This window comes from Pseudocolwellia sp. G5-9, from assembly GCF_055808995.1.
In genome coordinates this window covers 2,277,669-2,295,596 of the sequence record NZ_CM147893.1, presented here as the reverse complement: position 1 = coordinate 2,295,596, position 17,928 = coordinate 2,277,669, and the positions used below count along the sequence as shown (strand labels likewise).

General features: G+C 36.2%; 16 protein-coding genes. 10 read left to right on the top strand and 6 right to left on the bottom strand.

Features of this window, described 5'->3' with window-relative positions:
* Nucleotides 1–92: 92 nt before the first annotated feature.
* The 6 genes from AC0L5Q_RS09815 to AC0L5Q_RS09790 all read right to left on the bottom strand — a co-directional run bounded on the left by AC0L5Q_RS09815 (nucleotide 93) and on the right by AC0L5Q_RS09790 (nucleotide 6,799).
* Nucleotides 93–1,244, bottom strand: coding sequence for a phosphotransferase enzyme family protein (locus AC0L5Q_RS09815; protein WP_473618148.1), 1,152 nt, complete (start codon nucleotides 1,242–1,244; stop codon nucleotides 93–95).
* Nucleotides 1,245–1,259: 15 nt separating this feature from the next.
* Nucleotides 1,260–2,558: a sensor histidine kinase gene (locus AC0L5Q_RS09810; RefSeq protein ID WP_473618144.1), complete on the bottom strand. Its 1,299-nt coding sequence runs from the start codon at nucleotides 2,556–2,558 to the stop codon at nucleotides 1,260–1,262.
* A complete protein-coding gene (locus AC0L5Q_RS09805) occupies nucleotides 2,558–3,265 on the bottom strand; it encodes a response regulator (RefSeq protein WP_473618140.1) in 708 nt (235 codons plus the stop codon). Before AC0L5Q_RS09805 ends, AC0L5Q_RS09810 begins: the two co-directional genes overlap by 1 nt.
* 9 nt (nucleotides 3,266–3,274) lie before the next feature.
* Nucleotides 3,275–3,688 (bottom strand): DUF3019 domain-containing protein, encoded by a 414-nt coding sequence (locus AC0L5Q_RS09800; protein ID WP_473618136.1) that lies wholly within the window; start codon nucleotides 3,686–3,688, stop codon nucleotides 3,275–3,277.
* Complete coding sequence (locus tag AC0L5Q_RS09795) at nucleotides 3,678–4,568, bottom strand: MipA/OmpV family protein (RefSeq protein WP_473618132.1); 891 nt, start codon at nucleotides 4,566–4,568, stop codon at nucleotides 3,678–3,680. Before AC0L5Q_RS09795 ends, AC0L5Q_RS09800 begins: the two co-directional genes overlap by 11 nt.
* A 152-nt stretch (nucleotides 4,569–4,720) precedes the next feature.
* Complete coding sequence (locus AC0L5Q_RS09790) at nucleotides 4,721–6,799, bottom strand: TonB-dependent receptor (RefSeq protein WP_473618129.1); 2,079 nt, start codon at nucleotides 6,797–6,799, stop codon at nucleotides 4,721–4,723.
* A 247-nt stretch (nucleotides 6,800–7,046) separates the two neighbouring features.
* Here AC0L5Q_RS09790 and AC0L5Q_RS09785 point away from each other — a divergent pair, with 247 nt between their 5' ends.
* The 10 genes from AC0L5Q_RS09785 to bamB all read left to right on the top strand — a co-directional run bounded on the left by AC0L5Q_RS09785 (nucleotide 7,047) and on the right by bamB (nucleotide 17,795).
* Entirely contained in the window at nucleotides 7,047–8,237 is a 1,191-nt protein-coding gene (locus AC0L5Q_RS09785) for an acyl-CoA dehydrogenase (RefSeq protein WP_473618125.1), read from the top strand.
* A 161-nt stretch (nucleotides 8,238–8,398) separates the two neighbouring features.
* Nucleotides 8,399–8,869, top strand: coding sequence for a transcriptional regulator ArgR (argR, locus tag AC0L5Q_RS09780; protein WP_473618121.1), 471 nt, complete (start codon nucleotides 8,399–8,401; stop codon nucleotides 8,867–8,869).
* Between the two features lie 191 nt (nucleotides 8,870–9,060).
* Complete coding sequence (gene ndk / locus AC0L5Q_RS09775) at nucleotides 9,061–9,492, top strand: nucleoside-diphosphate kinase (protein ID WP_473618116.1); 432 nt, start codon at nucleotides 9,061–9,063, stop codon at nucleotides 9,490–9,492.
* A 263-nt stretch (nucleotides 9,493–9,755) separates the two neighbouring features.
* Nucleotides 9,756–10,913 (top strand): dual-specificity RNA methyltransferase RlmN, encoded by a 1,158-nt coding sequence (gene rlmN, locus AC0L5Q_RS09770; protein ID WP_473618113.1) that lies wholly within the window; start codon nucleotides 9,756–9,758, stop codon nucleotides 10,911–10,913.
* Between the two features lie 52 nt (nucleotides 10,914–10,965).
* Nucleotides 10,966–12,354 (top strand): type IV pilus biogenesis/stability protein PilW, encoded by a 1,389-nt coding sequence (gene pilW / locus AC0L5Q_RS09765; RefSeq protein WP_473618110.1) that lies wholly within the window; start codon nucleotides 10,966–10,968, stop codon nucleotides 12,352–12,354.
* Nucleotides 12,355–12,367: 13 nt separating this feature from the next.
* Complete coding sequence (locus tag AC0L5Q_RS09760) at nucleotides 12,368–13,300, top strand: RodZ domain-containing protein (protein ID WP_473618107.1); 933 nt, start codon at nucleotides 12,368–12,370, stop codon at nucleotides 13,298–13,300.
* 31 nt (nucleotides 13,301–13,331) lie between these two features.
* Entirely contained in the window at nucleotides 13,332–14,450 is a 1,119-nt protein-coding gene (gene ispG / locus AC0L5Q_RS09755) for a flavodoxin-dependent (E)-4-hydroxy-3-methylbut-2-enyl-diphosphate synthase (RefSeq protein WP_473618102.1), read from the top strand.
* Nucleotides 14,451–14,561: 111 nt separating this feature from the next.
* The gene (gene hisS, locus AC0L5Q_RS09750) at nucleotides 14,562–15,836 is read left to right on the top strand and encodes a histidine--tRNA ligase (RefSeq protein WP_473618098.1); all 1,275 of its coding nucleotides are present in this window, start codon (nucleotides 14,562–14,564) and stop codon (nucleotides 15,834–15,836) included.
* 9 nt (nucleotides 15,837–15,845) lie between these two features.
* Nucleotides 15,846–16,481: a YfgM family protein gene (locus tag AC0L5Q_RS09745; RefSeq protein WP_473618094.1), complete on the top strand. Its 636-nt coding sequence runs from the start codon at nucleotides 15,846–15,848 to the stop codon at nucleotides 16,479–16,481.
* Nucleotides 16,482–16,589: 108 nt separating this feature from the next.
* A complete protein-coding gene (gene bamB / locus AC0L5Q_RS09740) occupies nucleotides 16,590–17,795 on the top strand; it encodes an outer membrane protein assembly factor BamB (protein WP_473618090.1) in 1,206 nt (401 codons plus the stop codon).
* The last annotated feature ends 133 nt before the right edge of the window (nucleotides 17,796–17,928 follow it).

The following is a 17,928-nucleotide window of genomic DNA, read 5'->3' as shown; positions in this document are numbered from 1 at the left end:
TATATTAGGGATCACTCTGTTCCAGTAAAAGTGTTAAATGAGTTGATTTGAAAAAATAATAGGAAAGGAGAATTTGTGTAATAACAAATAACTCACATGGCATTCACTATTTCAAACAACTCGTTATGTTTCTCCTGCAACAGTGCAAAGATATGAAATTGGTTTTTAGCACGATCTAAATTTTGTTCGGCATAGGCTGTTTGAAAGTAAACATTACCGTTTATATAGTCAGTTAAAAACCGTATAGCCAGCATAAAAGGGATGAGTTGTGAGCCAACCACTAAGCTTTCTTTTTCGTGTGTAGAAAGGTTGTTGTTAAATGCAGTAAGGTAGCCGCGCGCAATAGCTTTAAATATATCCATTCGAATAGTCATGCTATGTAAATCAGTGCTGTTCTCATCAATGTTAGGGCAGCATGTTCTAACTAAATCACCAAAGTCATTCATTAAAAAACCAGGCATACAGGTATCTAAATCAATTACCGCTACGGGTTGCAGAGTAATATGTGAAAATAGCAGGTTGTTAATTTTTGTATCGTTGTGAGTTACCCTTAAAGGTAAGTGAGTACTCAGTTCGTTTACTTGCTTTACAAACGCTTTTTGATGTTCAATAAAAGAAATTAACGTTTGGCTTTCTTGTATTCTCTGCGCTTTCTTTTTATCTGAATCACTATTAGAACATGCATTTAATGCAGTGTTTAGTTGTTGCAGTCGGGTATTTATATTATGAAAGTTTGGAATGGTTTCGTTAAGTTTTCGTGCGTCTAAATCACTTAGCGTTGTTGTAAATTGAGCGAAAGCATTGGCCATAAGTTCAGCTTGCTGTGTAGTTTCAATCGCTTCAATAGTGACTGAGTTGGAAATGTAATCAAGTGCGCGCCAATATTCTTTTTTATCGCTATTTTCATAACAAGTAAGTGCGTTTTGATGAATGTTTTTAACGTGTCCAATACTGTTGAACGGGTAAGATTTATTTTGTGTTTTTTGCTGTAAATGCTGATGAATTAATTCAGCGTTTTCAACGATAGATTGAGGTTGTGGAAATACATGCGTATTAATGCGTTGTAATACAAAACAGGTGTCTGACGATTCAACCAAAAATGTATCGTTAATTAAACCATTACCAATACAAGTGATTTTGCTGGTATTTAATGAGCAATTATACAAAGGCAATATGTGCGTGAGTGTTTTTTTTATGCTGTCGCTTAGTTTGCTGTTCGTTAGGTGTTCGTGTGTATTTGGCATAAGCTCTATGTATGATTATTTTTTTAAAGGAAACGATAAGCTAAAACTAGCGCCTCCGTACTGTGTTGAATTTTTAGCTACAATTTTACCTTGATGCCAATCCATAACTTTCGCACAAATAGCTAAACCTAATCCAAAGTGGCCATTTTCTCTTGAGCGATTGGTATCAAGTTTTACGAAAGGATCAAATATAACATCGAGTTTGTTTTCAGGTATACCTTTACCGTCGTCTTCTATATTAATAGTGAGTAAATTTGAGCTGCTTATTATGCTTATATGAACACTTTTAGACGCGTACTGAACAGCATTGCCAACCAAGTTTTGTATGGCTCGTTGGCACCAGTATTCGTCAATTAAGGCGGTTATGGGTTTTGAGGTTTTATGATAAATTAATGCAATATTATATTGCTGAGCCAGTGATTGCAGTTCGTCGGTTACGTTTTGTAAAAAATCGTTAATATCAACGGTTTCTTTTTTGAGATTAAACGCTTTTCGTTCCATGCCAGCATATTCTAAAAACGCTGAGGTCATGTCTTCCATCCGCGTGATTTCAGCTTCCATGCGGTTTATGTAAATGTCTTTTTTCTCAAGACTTTTCGCGTCTAGCGCAGCTTCTACGCCAAAGCGTAAACACGACATTGGGGTTCTTATGTCGTGAGATAAACTTCGAGCGAGTATTTGGTTGTCGTTCACGAGTTTTTCTATTTTTGCTGCCATTTGGTTGAAGCTATTTTCAAAAGAGCGAATATACGAGTATTTACTAGAAGATATACGAAGCTCTAAGTTACCTTCGCCTATTTTCTCTGCCACAGAAGTAAGAATAAATAGTCGACGAGTTAACGGAAACAGCCATAAAATAATAATGCTACACACACCTAAATATAAAATAGAGGTAAGAATAATATCTACGTTTTGGCTCTCTATTGGATCGGTTGGTAGATGAATTTCAATTAATGCATCGGGGTGCGCGTGTAGCTTTCTTAATAAATAGGGATTACTTTCTGACGCTAATAATAAACCGCCTGTTTGTGATAGCTGTACTGATAAAGACTCAGGCAAAGCGACGTTACTCGCTTGTTCTAAAGAAATATCTATTTGGTAATATTGACTGAATTTTTTAACTTCACTAGATAGTTGGTTGTGAGGTATTAGGTTAAGCTGCTGACTTATGCCTTCGATCAATTTTTTATAAATAACAATATCGCTGCTGTCTTCATAATCGGCATGTTCTTCAACCAGAGCGTCTAGGCCCCAGCTAATAATAAATAACGAGCCAAGCACTGCAAAAACAATGCTGATGTATAAACGTCTCATTAATTTTCTTCAGCCCAAGCGTCAGACACAAATAAGTAGCCTTTGCCCCATACGGTTTTAAATTTTTTCGGTTTTTGAGGATCATCATTAAAGAGTTTACGTAGGGTTGAGAGCATAACGTCGAAACGGCGATCTTGTCCGTCGTATTCTCTGCCTTTTAGTGCTTTAAAGACTGAATCTCTATCAACTACTTGACCCGCATGAGTGGCTAAAAACAACAAAAATGAAAACAAACTGGTGGATAATTCAATCTCTTTGCCTTGATAGATAACACGTTTGGCATCTTCGTTAATGAGTAAGCAGCCATGTTGTATTTCATTGGTTTGTTGAATAGGCGCATGATTGTTTTTTAATGCGCTGGTGATACGTGCGAGTAGGGCGCGTGGTCTTACTGGTTTAATAACATAGTCGTTTGCGCCGGCTTCTAAGCCGATAACTTCATCAAATTCGTCAGCACGTGCTGTTAACATAATAATAGGGATTTGTGAGTTTTCGCGAATTAAACGGCAGACTTCAATACCATTTAATCCGGGTAACATTACGTCTAATAATACAATGTCGGCGTTGTAGTTTTTTAATTCGTTCATGACTAAGTCGCCTCGGTCAACATGTTGAACATTAAAACCTTGTTCTACTAAATATTCAGACACCCAATTGGCTAAGGTTATGTCGTCTTCGACCAGCAATATGTTATTTTGTGTAGTCATCTTGTACTCCTAAAACAATCGCCATCTGCGTTTACGAGGTGATTTTTTATGAACCCAGCTTACGTCTACTGTTGCTTCTGCAAGTGGTTCATTATTGTTATTTATTAATTGGTAAGTGAGTGATTCACTTGATTCAAATTCAAACGAAAATGAATTACCTTTGCTATTTTTCCAACACTTTATGGTTTGTTGAGGTTGTGTTGATTGTTTTTGTACAATACAAAAGTTGTCATTATGTAATGTACTCCACTGTATTTTTACTTGTGCATAACAGGTTCTGCCTTGGTTTAAAGCGACGCACATAGCGGGCTTTATTTGAAAAACAATACCTTGTTGCTGTTGTGCAAAACTTACCTTTGGCAATAAACACATTATTAATATAATGGGCGGAAAAGCAGCTCCATTGCTTAACTTAAAATACATATATTACCCCAAGCAGAAATTGAGTAATATTTTGCCTATCAATTAATGGGCTTTTACCAATTGTATTGGAGTAATAGGTTTGAGTTACACCCGCACTAAAAGACCATTTTTTTGAAATAGGGTATTGAGCGTAAACTTCAAATGTTCCTTTAAAGCCGGTGTTCGGATCATAATAGGCTCTGGCGTTTGTTACTTCTTCTTCTTTAATGCCGTAATAATAATCCATTACCTGATTGGAATAATAGGTAACACCGCCACCAATATAAATATCCCAATTTTTATAGATATATACTTCGTTGTAATATACGTCAATTAACCAACCGTTAGCCTTACTCCAATGGGTTAGGTTGGCAAAATCTATCGAGAAAATAGAATCGTCATTAAAACGTGAGTAACGAAGTGCTATTGCATCACCTATTTCTCTTTCTTTTAATCCTTCAAGTGTGGGTATACTTTGATTTTTCTTTTCTATTAAAATATCGGGGTCGTAACCAGTAATATATGTTTTAGTTAAAATATCTACAGACCAATCATTGTCGACATGTAACTGGTAGCCAACCTCTGCTCCTTGAGTAATAGCAACTGAACGACGATGGTTCGATTGAATAAAGAAGCCTTTGTAATAAAGGTCAATCATTATCGATAACGACATGTAATCAACGACGTCTTCTTGCTTAACATCTTTTAATGGACTGTGGCTCGAATAAACAGAAAGCCCCATCATTACTTGCCAGCTAAATGTTTGGTTAAACAAGGTTGTTTCTTTGTCTAGCTGTTGTTCCACCGCAAAACTTAACTGAGGAAAAAAGCACAGCGCCACTAACACGGCTTTTCCTAATGTGAGTTTTATTTTATACAACAAATTTTTAGTGAGTTTCATGTTTATCTTTTTTGTTTTACTTTTTCTCCATGTTAGCAAATGTAGTGAGCATTGTGCAGGTAAGACCTTTTGTTAAAGTGTTTAAAAATTGTAAGAAATAGCTCAGCTCATTATATGAACCTGAAAATGCAGGTTCATTTAGTTTTATCGAGTTAAAACTGCATTTTTAAGCCAATTGATGGAAACATCTCCATACCTTTTTCACCTTCTATGGTGTAGTCGGTTAAGGTTTCGGTGCCGTCTGGCGCGTAGTAATAGCCTGATATATTATCGCTGCCTAGCGCATTTAGCATAGCAAAGCTCCACTCAGCTTTATTGCCAAAGTAGCTAGTTTTGTAATTAGCTTGTAAGTCTAAACGATGATAAACAGGTAAGGTTTTTGAATTGAGCTCGCCGTATTGTGGTAAATAATGCCCGTCATAGTCAGGGTTTTCGTATAACCCTATAATGGGGGTGTACTTTTGACCGCTTCTAATACTTAATTTTACGCCAAAATCCCAACGTTCGTTTAGCTCATAATTTGCTACTAAGTTAGCTAGTAAGGGGGTATCTAAGTAGTATTCGGTGGTAATATCCGTAATGTCATCAGTTCTATCACTTTTCGACCAGCTAATAGATGCCCAGCCATACCAGCCATTTTGTTTTTCACGCCTTACAACCCACTCTATACCTTTAGCACTTCCTGATAAGTCATTTGTGTAATGAAGGTATTCGTTAATTTCACCTTCGTCGGTTGAGCGAGCCATGTCGCTTAAGTCTTTGTAGTATAAGTCTAAAGAGGTTTGCCAAATGCCGTTTAAGTTGTATTCAAACCCTAAAGCGTAATGTGTCGCTTTAGGCGATTTAATTTGGGGGTTACCTATTTTGCGTAATGCCGTGTCTATGTCTGGAAAACGACTATAGGTGCCCACTTTTGTGTTAACAGTTAAGTTGTTAGTAGCATACCAATGTAGCGCAACTCTTGGGTGTATAAACTTTTGGTCGGTGTAGTCGTCATGCTCAGCTCGTAAGCCTATATCTAACATTAAGCTGTCGGTGATTGTCCATTGGTCATGTATATATGCCGCAATGTTTTTGTTAGTTAAGGCGTCAGCATCTTGAATGCGATCACCTTTTCGGCTTTCGCAATCGCTGTCATGATCTGTACAGTAATAAGGAATAGCATCGTAAGAGTATTTGGTATCTTCTTGTTTAAAGTCGACGCCTGTAATCAATTTATGTGATTCAAACCAGTCAATTTGATAAAGAAATCTAGCATTGTAAATTTCAGAATCAATATTAATAAATTGACCTTGGCCAAAGGATTGCTTTTCTTTTTCGGTGGTATGGCCAACAGTAAAATGCATTATTTTTTGATTGTCGCCATAGTATTGCCACGAAGCACTTTGGCTATCAAACTGAGTTTTTATTTTTAAGTCGCCAATTGAATCAGGATCAACTCGGCCGGCTTCAGAAGCCGCAGATATATTAATACCTCCTACATCACTGGCGCCTGTTATGGTAAATGTTAGTTTGTGCTTGTCACCAATTAGCCATTGGTATTTCCCTTGATAATCATCACTCACTGGCGCTTTAAATATGGTGTAACCTTCGTCTTCTTCACCTTCAGGTAGAAATAAATGAATTAAACTTCTGCGATAAGCTAAGTAAAAAGCATGATCATCAGCAATGCCTCCTTCGATCATTGCGCTGGCTTTGAGTAAACTCATATCTAAGGTTGTTGATATATCTTGATTACGTGGATCACGGAGTTTCACATCAAATACACCACCTGTTGCATTACCATAATGGCTATCAAAAGCAGCTGGTTTTAGGCTGAAGTCTCGTACAACATTTTCGTTAAATATACTGTCGCCAAACAAATGAAAAATATAACCTGAAGGTAAGTCATCAATATAAAAAGCGTTATCGTCTGGAGATGAGCCTCTAATTGCGGGTGCTCCGCCGTCATCCCCCCCCGCGTAAACAACACCAGGCATTGAATAAACGGCACTTAGCGGATCGTGATCAAGTCCTGCGATGCTAAGTAGTTTTTCAGTTTCAGGCGTTAGTTCTGTTAAAGCTTGGTTTCTTCTCCCTTCAATCGTAATAACCTCAGGGTTTCTATCTTTTAAATTTTCATCAATACTATTTTCAGGAGTAAAAGCGTAAGTTGGAGTTGTGATGATTGACCCTAAAATTATTAGTGATGATAAGGTTAATTTATGTTGGGACGATTTATGAGTAAACATAAGATTCTCAAATAATAAGTGATGTCATTAATTGAGCATATTGTTGATGAGAATCGTGTTTAAATCCGTTAGCTATTTGTTGGTTCTTTGTAGATAAATGTAATAATTCGTTAAATCATTTTCTGTTGTACAAAAGCTGTAAAGATTTATAGCCAAACATTATAGTTACTACAATATATTACTATTTTTACTCCGCTCTTTTTTTCAATACAATAGCCTTATCTATCTATAATCCGAGTGCGTTTTCATGTCTGATAATTTTCACAAGAAACTTTCTTTTAATTGGGAAGATCCATTACTGCTTGAGTCTTTATTAAGCGAAGAAGAGCGCCTCATTAGAGATAGCGCCTATCAATATTGCCAAGAAAAATTACAACCTCGAGTTCTTGAAGCTAATCGTAATGAGCATTTTGATACCAATATTATGAAAGAGCTTGGCGAATTAGGATTGCTGGGCGCTACATTACCTGAACAATATGGCGGTTCTAATATTAATTATGTAAGTTATGGTTTAATCGCCCGTGAAATAGAACGTGTAGATAGTGGCTACAGAAGTGCTATGAGTGTGCAATCTTCTTTGGTTATGCATCCTATTTATACTTACGGCAGCGAAGAGCAAAAACTCAAGTATTTACCTAAATTAGCAACGGGTGAATATATTGGTTGTTTTGGTTTAACTGAACCTAATTCAGGATCTGATCCTGCAAGTATGTTAACTAAAGCTGTTAAAGTTGAAGGTGGTTATCGCATTACAGGTAATAAAATGTGGATAACCAATGCACCTGTTGCTGATGTTTTTATTGTTTGGGCAAAGCTTGAAGGTGTGATTAAAGGTTTTATTCTAGATAAAGGTCTAGAGGGGTTATCTGCACCTGCAATTAAAGGTAAGTTTTCACTCAGAGCGTCTATTACGGGGGAAGTGGTAATGGACAACGTATTTGTGAATGAAGATGCTCTATTACCTCATGCCAAAGGCTTGTCAGGACCTTTTGGATGTTTAAACAAAGCGCGTTTTGGCATCGCTTGGGGAGCTTTAGGTGCAGCCGAATTTTGTTGGCATGGCGCAAGGCAGTACGTATTAGATCGCAAACAATTTAATAAACCGCTAGCGGCTACTCAATTGGTTCAAAAGAAGCTCGCTGATATGCAAACAGAAATAACCATGGCCTTACTAGCTTGTTTACAAGCCGGTAGATTGATGGACTCATCAGAATTAGCACCTGAAGCTATTTCTTTAATTAAGCGTAACTCTTGTGGTAAAGCTTTAGATATAGCCCGCACAGCGAGAGACATGCTAGGCGCTAACGGTATTAGTGACGAGTTTCATATTATTCGCCATATGATGAACCTTGAAACGGTTAACACTTATGAAGGGACGCACGATATTCACGCACTTATTTTAGGTAGAGCTCAAACGGGTATTCAAGCTTTTTGTTAGTTGATAGTCACTATGAATTATCATATTGTAATATTTATTAACGAACTCGTTATGCAAATAGTTATTCAATTTGGTATTAATACACATAAATGACATATCTATTATCATTTTTTGAGATTATAATAAAATGTCTTCTATAACCCGTAAATCATAGAGTTAATATGCTAAGTAACCGTAAAAAAAATGAATCCGCCTTAATTCAAACTTTTAAAGGTTTGTTAAAAGATCAATGTTATGGTTCGCAAAGTCAATTGGCTGAAGGTCTTGCTAAACATGGCTTTGATAACATGTCTCAAGCTAAAATTTCTCGTTTGTTGTCTAAGTTAGGCGCTGTAAAAATGAGAAATGCATCGAGCCAAGTGGTTTATATTTTACCTGATGAATTAGCTGTGCCTCGCACGAAACAAGCCATACAGTCAGTTGTTATTAGTGTTAAAAATAACGGTGTACAAATTATCGTAAAAACAGGTATTGGTGGAGCACCACTCATTTCTAGAATGTTAGACAGCATGGGCGAGTCAGCTGGTATTTTAGGTACCTTGGCTGGCGACGATACTATATTTATTGCTCCTGCCGACGTGAAGGATATCGATCAAATAACTGCAGATATTAAACAAATATTAGATATGTAGTTTTATTGAGTAAACTACTATCGGCTGTTTTTAATTGAATAGTTATTTAAGCATTTGTTATAAACATTCAGTTATTGTGAGGCCTTGAGAAATAAGTCCTTTATTCATCGGATAGTGTTAGTTTTTTCCTTATAATTCGTCTATAATCTCGCGCAAAAATTATACTTACTTAATTATTACAGAGGGCTCTCATGGCTATCGAACGTACTTTTTCAATTGTAAAACCAGATGCAGTAGCAAAAAATGTTATTGGTCAAATATATAACCGTTTTGAAACTGCAGGCTTAAAAATTGTTGCTTCAAAAATGGTTCACTTATCTAAAGAAAAAGCTGAAGGCTTTTACGCTGAACATAGCGAACGTCCATTTTTTGGTGCTTTAGTTGAATTTATGACATCTGGCCCAGTAATGGTTCAAGTGTTAGAAGGCGAAAACGCTGTATTAAAAAACCGTGAAGTTATGGGTGCAACTAACCCAGCAGAAGCATTAGCGGGTACTTTACGTGCTGATTATGCTGATTCGATTGACGAAAACGCATGTCACGGTTCTGATGCTTTAGAATCTGCGGCTCGTGAAATTGCTTATTTCTTCTCTGACGATGAGATTTGCCCTCGTACTCGTTAATATTAACTGTTATTTATAATAACAGAGCATAATATAAATGTATGATGAAAGGATTTTACTGAATACTCGGTAAAATCCTTTTGTTTTTTACGATAGTCTTGCCTATTGGTATTACGTAAAAATTTCAATATTGAGTGTTTTTTATTAGAATACTCAATATTAAAATTTTAACGGTGTTATATCGTTAAACCTTATGAAGTAATTTTCTTTATTAATAAGAAAGTTACTTTACCTATTAAATGTATTTCTGAGATTTATTTATCATGAGTGAAGTGGCCGAAACACCGTCTGAGTCTATTAAAAAAGTAAACCTACTTAATTTGGACCATCAAATGATGCGTGAGTTTTTAGCATCGCTAGGTGAAAAACCCTTTCGAGCCGATCAATTAATGAAGTGGATCTATCACTTTGGTTATGATGATTTCGAGCAGATGACAAATATCAATAAAAAACTGCGTGAAAAACTTCAACGTAGGGCTGAAATTGTTGCACCTGTTATTTCAGAAAAACAAGTCTCTAAAGATGGCACGATAAAATATTCATTAAGACTTGAAGGCGGCCAAGAAGTAGAAACCGTTTGGATACCTGAAAACGATCGTGCTACTTTATGTGTTTCTTCACAAGTAGGTTGTGCGCTTGAATGTACTTTTTGTGCAACTGCGCAACAAGGTTTTAATCGTAACTTATCTATGGCTGAAATTATTGGTCAAGTTTGGCGTGTAGCTAACGATATTGGCGCAACACGTATCGCAGGTAAAAGACCTATCACAAATATTGTAATGATGGGCATGGGTGAACCTTTATTAAATATGAAAAACCTGATCCCAGCATTAGATACTATGCTGAACGATTTAGGTTATGGTTTATCTAAACGTAGAGTAACAGTGAGTACTTCAGGTGTTGTACCCGCATTAGACATGCTAAAAGAAAAAATTGATTGTGCTTTAGCTATTTCAATTCATGCGCCAAATAATAAGTTACGAGATGAATTAGTACCCATTAATAAAAAATATCCACTAGAAGAGTTCTTAGTAGCGGCAGGTCGCTATATAGAAGGTTCAAAAGCAAATAAACAAGCCACGATTGAATATGTAATGTTAGATCATGTAAACGATAGTACAGAACAAGCGCATGAATTAGCGATTGCTTTAAAAGACTTACCAAGCAAAATCAACTTGATACCTTTCAATCCTTACCCTGGTTCTCCATATAAAAGATCAAGTAATTCACGCATAGATCGTTTTGATAAAGTACTACAAAGTTATGGTTTAACGGTTATTACACGTCGTACTCGTGGTGATGATATTGATGCGGCTTGTGGACAATTAGCTGGTGATGTTTTAGATAGAACTAAGCGTACAGTATTAAATGAAGAAAAAAAACAAGCAAAAATAGAAGAAATAACAGTAAAAGTTGTCTGATATAGTTATGATGCGTATGCAAATAATTCTCAATTAAAGGGATCTTACCTACATGCCTAAAATTTACCAAATAATAACGGTAGGTGTATTATCATCTTTACTCTCTGCTTGCGTTACACAGAATTACGAAAATAATGCTGAAAACCCAGTGACTGAACGTACTTCAACCGATGACGATATTGCGTTAACACGTATTTCATTAGGTATGGGGTATTTAAATATGGGAAATACCACGCAGGCAAAACTCAATTTAGAAAAAGCAAAAAGATTTTCGCCTAACTTAACTCAAGTTTATACCGCTTTTGCTCATTATTACGATGTAGTAGATGAACCAGAGCAGGCAATAGCGGCATTTGAGCACGCGCTTTCATTAGATGCCGATGACGCTGATACGTTAAATAATTACGGTGTATTTCTTTGTAAGCGTGAAAGATACGACGAATCAGAAAAATACATGCTAAAAGCTATTGCTGTACCTAGTTATTTGTTAGTTTCCCAAAGCTATGAAAACTTAGCGTTATGTCAGCTTGAAGATAAACGTTTTGAAAAAGCAGAAATGTATTTAGCTAAATCAATTTCTCATAGCCCAGGTAGCGCATCATCATTATTTCAAATGTTACGTTTACAATATGTGATGGGAAAATACGATGAAGCTGTTGCTTATTTAAGGCGTTACGAAAAATCAACAAGACGTTTTACGCCTGACGCTCTTGGTTTAGCTTATAAAGTTTACGAAAAAATGAATAACCGAAGCATTGCAAAAAACTATGCCAGTCTATTGGTTAAAATGTTTCCAAATTCGTATGAAGCTAAACAATATATTTTAAATGGATTACAGCATATTGAAGCGGATGATTTAGCATCTGAATTCTTATTAGTGAACAAAAGCAATAGTGATAAACCTAAAAAGCGCGTAATGGTATTATCGCCTAATAAAAAATCAGGTATTTCATTATCAGCACAAAGAAAAACAGCTATTAAGTCTTTGAATGACGAAAGAAATAAAACGGTTAAACCTGTAAAAAAAGAGGTTGCCGCGGCTGAAACACAAGCAACGACTGTAACAGCAAAAATTAAAACTGATATTGTAGCGCTTAATGATAAAGCTAAAAATGTGAGTAAAACCACACAAGAAGTTGGAACTACCTCAAATGAGGTGAAAACAGATGAGAAAAAAATTGAAAAGAAAGCTAAAAAGCTTTTAGATACATTAGAAAAAGATGATGTATTAGCAAGTTCTTTAATCGATGATGATGGTAATGAAATGTTAACTTTGCCGATTCATGTGATTGTAAAAGGGGATAGTTTATTCTCTATATCTAAACGATATAATATTAAAATGCAGCAAATTGAACGCTGGAATGGATTTAAACGGTCAAAAATTTTAAAGATTGGAGATGTTATCTATTTGGCTGATCCTAAAAAAGCACTTAAACATTAATGAGCTTACTTACATGAGTAAAAAATTACCCGAAGTAGAAGAAACTGAAGTACAAGTAGAAGTGAGTGGCCCCGGTAGTATGTTAGCTGAGGCTAGAATTAAAAAAGGCTTAAGTATTGATGATGTTGCCAGTAGCTTAAATATTCGAGTTGCATTAGTGAAAAATATTGAAGCCGATATTTTCGACCAAACTTTGCCAGATACTTATAACCGAGGCTATATAAAAAATTACGCTAAATTAGTTAATCTTCCTGTTAGCGATATTATCGCGTATTACGAAAAACTGAATATTCTAGAAGTACACAGTACAAAAATGCAGAGCTTTTCTCGTGGCACAATGAAAAAAGCTGAAAACAGTATGCTAATGTGGATCACCTATTTGATCCTTACTGTTTTTATTGGCTTAACGGTGATGTGGTGGTTACAAGATGACAAAGAAGCTGAACCTAAAGCAGCTGTTAGCTCTGAGACTCTAATAAAAAATACGACAAACAGTACTGATATAGAAGAAGTTGTTGAAACCACTTCTTCAAGCGAAGAATTATCTACTACCGAGTCAGTTGCTTCTGCAGTAGGCAACTCTGAAATAGAGAACGAGCTTGATACTTCTAATATTGACAACCTAGAACAAAATGCATCACTGGAAAGTGTTGATGCTAAAGCGGTCACTTCAACTGAATCAGACGAGATTACACTCTCGAAAGTTATATTTACTTTTTCTGGTGACTGCTGGGTTAATATTCACGATGCATTAGGCGAAAGGATCGCTTGGGGTATAAAAAAATCAGGTTACGTGATGACCATAGAAGCAAAAGCGCCTTTAAATATAACCATAGGTAAACCTGAACTAGTACAAATTAATTTTAATGGTGAAAGTATTGATATGTCTACTTTCCCTCAGGGGCATATTGCTAAATTTGAGTTGCCCTTGCTTTCACAATCATAAATGCCAGTAATTAATAACTGAAAGAATAACTATGTTTAAAGAATCTCCTATTATCAGACGTAAATCTCGCCAAATCATGGTGGGGAATGTTCCAGTAGGTGGCGATGCGCCGATTACGGTTCAGTCAATGACAAACACACTAACAACAGATGTTGCCGCTACAGTTGCTCAGATCAAAGCATTAGAAGCTGTTGGTGCAGATATTGTGCGTGTTAGTGTTCCTACAATGGACGCAGCAGAAGCTTTCAAAGAAATTAAAAAACAAGTGAATGTTCCTCTAGTTACAGATATCCATTTTGATTATCGCATCGCGTTGAAAGTAGCTGAATACGGCGCTGACTGTTTAAGAATAAATCCCGGTAATATTGGCAGAGAAGATCGCGTTAGAGCAGTTGTAGAATCGGCTCGAGATCATAATATTCCCATTCGTATTGGTGTTAATGGTGGTTCTTTAGAAAAAGACATTCAAGAAAGGTATAGCGAGCCAACACCTGAAGCATTACTTGAATCAGCAATGCGTCATGTCGATATTCTAGACCGTTTGAACTTTGATCAATTTAAAGTGAGTGTTAAAGCTTCCGATGTATTTTTAGCAGTGGGTGCTTATCGATTACTGGCCAAGCAAATAGATAACCCATTACATTTAGGTATTACAGAAGCAGGTGGCTTACGTTCTGGTTCTGTAAAATCGTCTGTTGGTTTAGGTTTATTACTCGCTGAAGGAATAGGCGATACTCTGCGTGTATCTTTAGCTGCAGATCCTATTGAAGAAATTAAAGTCGGTTTTGATATTCTAAAATCACTTAAATTACGTAGCCGTGGTATTAATTTAATTGCTTGCCCAAGTTGTTCTCGTCAAGAATTTGATGTTATTGCCACTGTTAACGCATTAGAGCAGCGTATTGAAGATATTATGACACCCATGGATGTTTCAATTATTGGCTGTATCGTAAATGGCCCTGGTGAAGCAATAGTATCCGATTTAGGTTTAACAGGTAGCAGTAAAAAAAGTGGCTATTACCTTGATGGTATTAGACAAAAAGAACGGTTTGATAATACTAATTTAGTTGATCAACTTGAAACTCGTATTCGTGCTAAAGCCAAGTTGCTGGATAAAGCAAATAGTATCGACGTAAAAGAAATTGATTAATACCGTACTATTAATAAGGTCTATTCAAGGCCTTATTTACGTTTAGCTGTAATGCGCCTATAATGCGCGCAGCATTTTAACCATTCTGATTTTGTAGAGAGAAGTACATTAGTGAGTAAAGCAATTCAAGCAATAAGAGGCATGAACGATTGTCTACCATCTGAAACCAATATATGGCAAATGGTTGAAACTGTATTAAGACGTGTTGCTAGCAATTATGGTTTTGCTGAAATACGTATGCCTGTTGTAGAATCTACTGCGCTTTTTAAACGTTCTATCGGTGAAGTAACTGATATTGTTGAAAAAGAAATGTACACGTTCGATGATCGAAATGGTGATAGTTTAACACTAAGACCTGAAGGAACGGCTTCTTGTGTTAGAGCAGCAAATCAACATGGTTTGCTATATAACCAAGAACAACGTTTATGGTACATGGGACCCATGTTTAGACATGAACGCCCACAGAAAGGTCGTTACCGACAGTTTCATCAGTTTGGTATTGAAGCTTTTGGTTTAGCAACACCTGATATTGATGCCGAAATTATTACACTTTCATCACGCTTATGGCGTGAGCTAGGTATTAGTGAACATGTAACATTAGAGCTTAATTCTTTAGGTTCTAATCTAGAGCGAGCAGAATACCGAGACGCATTAGTTGCTTTTTTAACTGAACGAGAAGATCAGTTAGACGAAGACAGCAAGCGTAGAATGCATAGTAATCCTTTACGTGTATTAGACAGTAAAAACCCAGCTGTTCAAGAAGCCTTAGTAGGCGCACCTAAATTATCAGATTATTTTGGTGAAGAATCTAAAACACACTTTGAAGAGGTTTGTCGTCGTTTAGACGCTGCAGGCATTAGCTATGTAATAAATGACCGCTTAGTACGTGGTTTAGATTATTACAACCGTACTGTGTTTGAATGGGTAACAACAAGCTTAGGCTCACAAGGTACTGTTTGTGCTGGCGGCCGTTACGATGGTTTAGTTGAGCAACTTGGTGGTAAAGCAACCCCTGGATTTGGTTTTGCCTTAGGTATAGAAAGATTAGTGTTAATGTTAACGAGCTTAGAAAAAGTTAACAATGTTCGACCTCAAGTAGACGCTTACCTTATTATGTTAGGTGAAGAAGTTGAATTAAAATCAATTCAACTCGCTGAGCAATGGCGTAATCTTGTACCAGAATGTAGATTACAAAACCATTGTGGTGGCGGAAACATGAAAAAACAAATGAAGCGTGCTGATAAGTCAGGTGCTCAAATCGCCCTTATTATAGGCGAGAACGAATTAGCAGAACAAAAAGTAACAGTTAAATATTTGCGCGGCCAACACGACCAAGAAACCGTGTTATTAGAGCAAGTGCCAAGCTTATTAAAAAAATTAATATAAGGGAAAAACGTGGAAATTTACGAAACAGAAGAACAGCAAGTTGATGCAATTAAAAGCTACTGGAAAAAAAATGGTAATGCCATTATTGCTGGTTTAGTTATTGGTTTATCAGGTTTTGTGGGTTTTAACTTTTATAAAGAAGCAGAATTAGAGAAACAGTTAGCTGTATCAGATGCTTATCAAACATTAGTTGAATCATCAGAAACTAAACCTGACGGATTTATTGCTGCTGGCGAAAAGTTTATTGCTGACAACAAAGATTCAAGTTATGCAACTTTAACCGCTTTAACGCTAGCTAAAAAGGCTGCAACTCATAAAGATTGGACTCAAGTTGAAAAGTATTTAACTACGGCTATCGAGTCTTCTAAAGACGAAGGCATGAAAGCTATTGCCACACTGCGTTTAGCAAGAGTTCAAATTCAATTAGATAAAGTTGATGCGGCATTAAGCACATTGGCGGCACCATTACCAAAATCGTTTAAGTCTTCAATTGAAGAAATAAAAGGTGATGCTTATTTATTACAAGATAAGAAAGATTTAGCACGTACTTCGTACCAAGAAGCTATTGCGGCAACGCCAGGTAATGCAAGTCAATCACTTCAAATGAAGTTAGATGATTTAGCGGAAAATATTGTTTTAAAATAAACATTTAAAATAATGTGAAAAAATAACATATTGAGTGACTTTTTTTCGAATTCAGTTGTCTGAAGCTAAAGCTCAATATGTTTAATGACTAAATAAGTGGACCTTGATGTGTTAATTTTTGATAAAAATAGTTTAAAAAAGAAAATAGCTGTTGTTTGTTTAATCGCGCTAGGTATTTCAGCATGTTCATCTACCGATGATATCGATGAAAGTTTACCTGTTGATTTAGAAGAAATTAACCAACAATTTGAACCTGAAGTTTTATGGCAAGAAAACGTCGGCGGAGCCGGAAAGTATTTTTCTCGCATTGCTCCTGTGATTGCTTACGATAAATTATTTACTAGTAGTCGTGAAGGTGAAGTAACTGCGATAGAGCCTAAAACAGGTAAAGAAATTTGGTCTGTTAATTTAAGTGATATTGATGGCGAAAGTGGTTTTTTTGAAAGTAATAAACCAGCATTAATTAGCGGTGGGCCAGTTGCCGGTATTAACAAAATATTTTTAGGTAGCGAAAACGGTAAAATTTACGCACTTGACGCTGCAACGGGTAAGTTAGATTGGCAATCAACCATTAAAGGTGAAGTTTTATCAGCACCAGCTATTGATGCAGGTATACTGGTTGTTAACAGTTCATCAGGTGTTATGAAAGCTTATAATGCTGCTACAGGTGAAGAGCTTTGGAAAATAGACCAAGATACCCCAGCATTAACTTTACGTGGTATTAGTGCTCCTACTATTTCATCAGGTGGTGTATTTATTGGTACTCCTGACGGTAACATATCTGTTTATATTTTAGAAAACGGTCAACAAGGTTGGTCAGCTCCAGTTGGAGAACCAACAGGCTCTACAGAATTTGAACGTGTTATTGATGTAGATTCATCTCCAGCAGTATTTGGTGATAAGATTTATACTATCTCATCAAGAGGGAATTTAGTTGCGCTTGAACTAAGAACTGGTCAAATAGTATGGGAACGTCAATATTCGTCTTATACTGATTTGTTAGTTAGCACTAATAATATTTATTTAACCGATATTAAAGGGCATGTGTATGCTGTTGATCGATTAAATGGTACTGAGAAGTGGAGCCAACTTGCTTTAACAAATCGTGATGTAACTGGCCCTGTTGAAGTGGGAAGTTACATTGTTGTAGGTGACTACGAAGGTTACTTACATTGGCTAGATAGTACTACGGGAGAGTTTGTAGCTCGTCATCATATAGACTCAAGTGGTGTTCATGTAACGCCTACTGTTCAAGATGGTATTATTTATTCACAAGCACGTAATGGTGATCTTCAGGCAATTAAAACACCTTAAGTCACTTTAACAATTTAAATTAATAACGGCTCCTCACATAACGTGTTGGAGCCGTTGTTTATTTTTAAAAAACATAAATATATATTGAGTTTTGGCATTAGCACAAAACTTATCATTCTTTTTAAATCGAGGT